This window comes from Streptomyces sp. URMC 124 (genome assembly GCF_051386455.1).
Classification (GTDB): Bacteria; Actinomycetota; Actinomycetes; order Streptomycetales; family Streptomycetaceae; genus Streptomyces.
In genome coordinates this window covers 1-4893 of the sequence record NZ_JBPQTS010000263.1, presented here as the reverse complement: position 1 = coordinate 4893, position 4893 = coordinate 1, and the positions used below count along the sequence as shown (strand labels likewise).

General features: G+C 74.8%; 4 protein-coding genes. 2 read left to right on the top strand and 2 right to left on the bottom strand.

Annotated elements, in window-relative coordinates; translation table 11 throughout:
- The first annotated feature begins 5 nt into the window (after window positions 1-5).
- A complete protein-coding gene (gene recQ / locus ACSNOG_RS31790) occupies window positions 6-1898 on the top strand; it encodes a DNA helicase RecQ (RefSeq protein ID WP_436756171.1) in 1893 nt (630 codons plus the stop codon).
- Here recQ and ACSNOG_RS31785 read toward each other — a convergent pair.
- Complete coding sequence (locus ACSNOG_RS31785) at window positions 1891-2679, bottom strand: class F sortase (protein ID WP_436756170.1); 789 nt, start codon at window positions 2677-2679, stop codon at window positions 1891-1893. The two genes, recQ and ACSNOG_RS31785, sit on opposite strands and share 8 nt — an antisense overlap.
- A 246-nt stretch (window positions 2680-2925) precedes the next feature.
- Window positions 2926-3561 (bottom strand): hypothetical protein, encoded by a 636-nt coding sequence (locus tag ACSNOG_RS31780; protein ID WP_436756169.1) that lies wholly within the window; start codon window positions 3559-3561, stop codon window positions 2926-2928.
- Between the two features lie 336 nt (window positions 3562-3897).
- On the opposite strand from ACSNOG_RS31780, the gene ACSNOG_RS31775 reads away from it, so the two are divergent.
- The coding region (locus ACSNOG_RS31775) for a S1 family peptidase (RefSeq protein WP_436756168.1) at window positions 3898-4893 on the top strand (996 nt) is incomplete at its 3' end.

The following is a 4893-nucleotide window of genomic DNA, read 5'->3' as shown; positions in this document are numbered from 1 at the left end:
TCCTGCTGCCGGTCGCCTGGCGCCACCCCGCCCCGTCGCCCGCCGCCCCGGGCAGCGAGGCCCTGGGCTGCCTGCGGCGCGTCTTCGGTTACGACGCGTTCCGGGGCGATCAGGAAGAGGTCATCGAGCACGTCGTCGCCGGCGGCGACGCGCTCGTCCTGATGCCCACCGGCGGCGGCAAGTCGCTGTGCTATCAGATCCCGGCCCTGGTCCGGCCCGGCGTCGGCGTGGTCGTCTCCCCGCTCATCGCCCTCATGCAGGACCAGGTGGATGCGCTGCGCGCCCTGGGTGTGCGCGCGGGCTTCCTCAATTCCACGCAGGACGGGGACGAGCGGCGGATGGTCGAGGCCGAGTTCCTCGCCGACGAGCTCGATCTGCTCTACCTCGCGCCGGAGCGGCTGCGCGTGGAGAGCACGCTGCGGCTGCTGGACCGCGGCAAGATCTCCCTCTTCGCGATCGACGAGGCGCACTGCGTGGCCCAGTGGGGCCACGACTTCCGGCCGGACTACCTGGCGCTGTCCGCCCTGCACGAGCGCTGGCCGGACGTGCCGCGCATCGCCCTGACCGCGACGGCCACGCAGGCCACCCACACCGAGATCGCGTCCCGGCTGAAGCTGCAGGACGCCCGGCACTTCGTCGCGAGCTTCGACCGGCCGAACATCCAGTACCGCATCGTTGCGAAGAACGATCCGAAGAAGCAGCTGCTGGAGCTCCTGCGCACCGAGCACGCCGGGGACGCCGGCGTCGTCTACTGCCTCTCCCGCAAGAGCGTGGAGGACACGGCGCAGTTCCTGGTGCAGCACGGCATCGACGCCCTGCCGTACCACGCCGGGCTCGACGCGGGCACCCGCGCGGCCAACCAGGCGCGGTTCCTGCGCGAGGACGGAATCGTCGTGGTGGCCACGATCGCCTTCGGCATGGGCATCGACAAGCCCGACGTCCGCTTCGTCGCCCACCTCGACCTGCCCAAGTCCGTCGAGGGGTACTACCAGGAGACGGGCCGCGCCGGGCGCGACGGCCTGCCCTCCACGGCCTGGCTCGCCTACGGCCTGCAGGACGTCGTCCAGCAGCGCAAGATGATCGACGGCTCCGAGGGTGACGAAGCCCACCGCCGCCGGCTGGCCGCCCACCTCGACGCGATGCTGGCCCTGTGCGAGACCGTCGAGTGCCGCCGGGTCGGCCTGCTGGCCTACTTCGGGCAGGAGAGCGGCCCCTGCGGCAACTGCGACACCTGCCTCACCCCCGCCGTGACCTGGGACGGCACCGTCGCCGCCCAGAAGTTCCTCTCCGCGGTCTACCGGCTGGCGCGGGAGCGGCGCCAGAAGTTCGGCGCGGGTCAGATCATCGACATCCTGCTCGGCAAGAAGACCGCGAAGGTCATCCAGCACGACCACGACGGCCTCACCGTCTTCGGCATCGGCACCGAGCTGAGCGTCGCGCAGTGGCGGGGCGTGGTGCGGCAGCTGCTGGCACAGGGCCTGCTCGCCGTCGAGGGGGACTACGGCACGCTCGTCCTCACGGAGGCCAGCGGCGAGGTGCTCGGCGGCCGGCGCGAGGTGCGGCTGCGCAGCGAGCCCGAGCGGCCGGCGCGGGCCTCGGCGAAGTCGGGCGGCTCGGGCTCCGGCTCCGGCAAGAAGGCCGCGCCCGCCGACCTGCCCGCCGAGGCGGTCCCGGTCTTCGAGGCGCTGCGGGCCTGGCGCGCGGCCACCGCGAAGGAGCAGGGCGTCCCCGCCTACGTGATCTTCCATGACGCGACGCTGCGGGAGATCGCCACGGCTGCTCCCGCCTCGCTCGAAGCACTGTCCGGGGTGAGCGGCGTCGGCGAGAGCAAGCTGGCCAAGCACGGCGAGCGGATCCTGGAGCTGCTCGCGGACCTGCGGACCGAGGGCCTCACCTGACCCCGGTGAGGTGGGCGTAGACGACCACGTTGCCCAGGTAGGCGTGGCTCTCCTCGGAGAACCCCCCGCCGCAGGTGATCACCCGCAGCTCGGCGCGCTTCGAGGGTCCGTACACCTTCTGCGAGGGGAAGTCCGTCCGGCTGTACACCTCGATCGCGTCGATGGTGAACAGCGCCGTACGGCCGTCCGCGCGCGCCACCTCCACCCGGTATCCCTTCTTCAGGGCGCCGAGGTTGTAGAAGACGGCCGGCCCGGTGGCGGTGTCGACGTGGCCGGCGACGACGGCGGTGCCGGTCGCGCCGGGCGCCGCCCCGTCGGCGTACCAGCCGGCGAGGTTGGTCTCGTCGTCCCGCGGGCTGGAGAGGCTGCCGTCCGGCAGCAGGCCCAGCGGCTGCAGCGGCGCGTCCACGTCGATCGCGGGGATCCGGACCCGCGTGGGCACGGCGACCGGCAGCGGCGGCACGGCGCGCTCGCCGCGCACCGGCCCCGCGGGCGGCCCGGCGGCCGGGAACGCCTCGGCCGCGGAGGGCACCGGCGGCGGGTCCTGGATGTCGGCACCGCGCTGGATCAGCCAGCTCCCGAAGCACAGGGCGACGGCGATGCACGCCGCGGCGACGGCCTTGCGGCGGGACTCGCGCGCCGGTGAGGACGACGGGGAACGCCGGGAAGGGTGCGGACGGCGCGCGCCGGGCGGGCCGGCCCGGAGGGGCGTGCGGCGCCCGGCGGAGACCGGGAGCGCCGTAGCCGCCGGGGCTGCCCGCCGGTTGGGGTTGCGGCGCATCCGCCGCGAGTTCCGCGGCTTGCGGGAACCGTGCGTCCTGCGGACGGCCCGGTCCGGGGCGGGTTCAGCGGCCGGAGCCGCGCCGTGCGTCCCAAGGTTCTCCCCACGGGTGGTTCGGGTCCTTCCTCGGGAGCGCCGGCCTTCGCCTGCGTTCTGCGACTGGGACATGGATCTCCTCCACCGCGCCCCTGGCCCCCGGACGCGCGCGCGTTCGGGGACCGGGGAACGGAGCCCGCCGGGGGCGCGTCAGACCCGGTTGCCGCTGCTGCCACGGCGCCGCAGGTACCAGGTGCCGCCCACCGCCGCGGTGGCCAGCACGGCCGCGCCCGCCATGAGCTCGGTCATGCCCGAGTCGTCGCTGGTGGAGCCCACACCGGTCTTCATGCCGCCCTTCGGGGGCTTGGCGGGGGTCGTGGAGGAACCGGAGCCCGAGCCGCTGCCCGTGCCGGGGCTCGCACTCGATCCGGAGCCGGAACCCGAACCGGAGCCCGATCCGGAATTCGAGCCCGAGCCGGACCCCGGTCCCGCGCCGGTGGAGACGACGAGGTCACCCGTGGCCTCCTTGCCGCTGTGACACTTCACGCCGATGCCGTACGTGCCGGCCTTGGCGCTGTTGGGGACCTTGAAGGTGCCGCCGACGGACTCCTTCTGCGAGCCGGGCTTGAGCTGGAACGAGGCCGGGCCGCCGACGGCGCTGGCGTCGCCCGTGCCCGAGCCGTTGGCGCCGCAGGCGGTGGTGTTCACCGTGACCTCGGCGCCGGGCTTCGCGGGGTTCGGGCCGACTTCCAGCTTGCCGAAGTCCCCGGCGAGCGCGGGAGCGCTCGCCAGCCCGAGGGCGGCTATGGACAGGGCGGTCCCGGTGAGCACTCGTGAGTTACGCATGCTTGTTCCTCCGTGAGCGCGGCCGCGGCACTTCGATGTGCCACCGAAAGGAGTGGGGGGTCCGCGCTCCTCAGAGCCGAGCGAACCGGGATCCGGCCCCTCCCGCACCCTGACGTCACATCAGAACGACCGGTGCGGAACGGCCCGCGGGCCGTGCCCGGCAGGCTTAAGAGCAGGCCACGGAGGGTGACCGTACGGTAACCGGAATATCATCCGCCGGACGTGGCAAACGGGTGAACCCCAGGGGCGCACGGCGCCCGCCGCGCATCACACGGAACGGTGACCCCACAGCCGGAGGGGGCACTTCCGCCGGGGGCGCGCGTATGCTCTGCGCCCATGGGGGAGGAGACCGAGGTCCCCGTCAACACCGAGGTGCGCGGCGAGACTTGGCGGGTCCGCATTTCCACGTCCGGCGGGGACGTCCTGGGCGCCGGCATCCTGCTGGCCGCCGACGCGGTCCTCACCTGCGCCCACGTCATTCCCGCCGGCCCCGGCGACGCCGCCGCTCCGGGCGTCCCCACCGGCGAGGTGCTGGTCGAGCTGGTCGGGGTGCCCGGCGCCCGCCCGGTGCCGGCCCGCGTGGCCGACGGCTGCTGGGTGCCCGAGCTGGCGGACTCCCGGGGCGACGTCGCCCTGCTCACGCTGGACGAGCCGCAGGACGTCCGCCACGCCGCCCCGCTGCACCGGGTCGCCCCCACGCGCGGCCGGACCGTGTGGATGTGCGGCTTCCCCAGCACCCGGGAGCTCAAGGACGGGGTGTGGTTCCGGGCCACCCTCGCCGGGCCGTCGGGGCCGCGCGGCGAGTGGGTGCAGATGTTCCCCGTCACGCCCGAGGAGACGGTCCGCCCCGGCTTCAGCGGCGCCGCCGTGACGGACGCGAAGACCCACCGCGTCCTCGGCATGGTCGTCAGCCGCTACGACGACCGCTCCTCCGCCGCGCCCGCCGACCAGCGGCTGCACCTGTCGTACATGATCCCCATCGAGACCGTCGTCCGGCACCTGCCGGCCATCGCCCGCTACGTGAGCGGCGAGCGCGGCAACGGCCTGCCCTCGGTGCCGCGGAGCGCGGCCCGGGACCGTGACTTCGCCCGCTGGCTCGCCCGGTGGTTCGCCGCCGCGGAGGGCACGCGGCGGGTGGAGGCGATCGTCATCAAGAAGGGCGAGGCGGTCCGCTCGGCGACGCTCAGCAGGGCGGTCGCCCTGGCGGACCGCGAACTCCCGGCGGACGCTCCGGTTCCGGCGGGCGGGCCCGGCAGGCCCCCCGGCGGCGGCCCCGGCGCGTTACCCGGCGCCCCGGGCGCCCTCCCCCGGGGGCCCGACGGGCCCCCCGGG

Bases quoted from the DNA above. Each gene is read 5' to 3' on its own strand.
- ACSNOG_RS31785 (WP_436756170.1), bottom strand. From the start codon at position 2,679: ATGCGCCGCAACCCCAACCGGCGGGCAGCCCCGGCGGCTACGGCGCTC.
- ACSNOG_RS31780 (WP_436756169.1), bottom strand. From the start codon at position 3,561: ATGCGTAACTCACGAGTGCTCACCGGGACCGCCCTGTCCATAGCCGCC.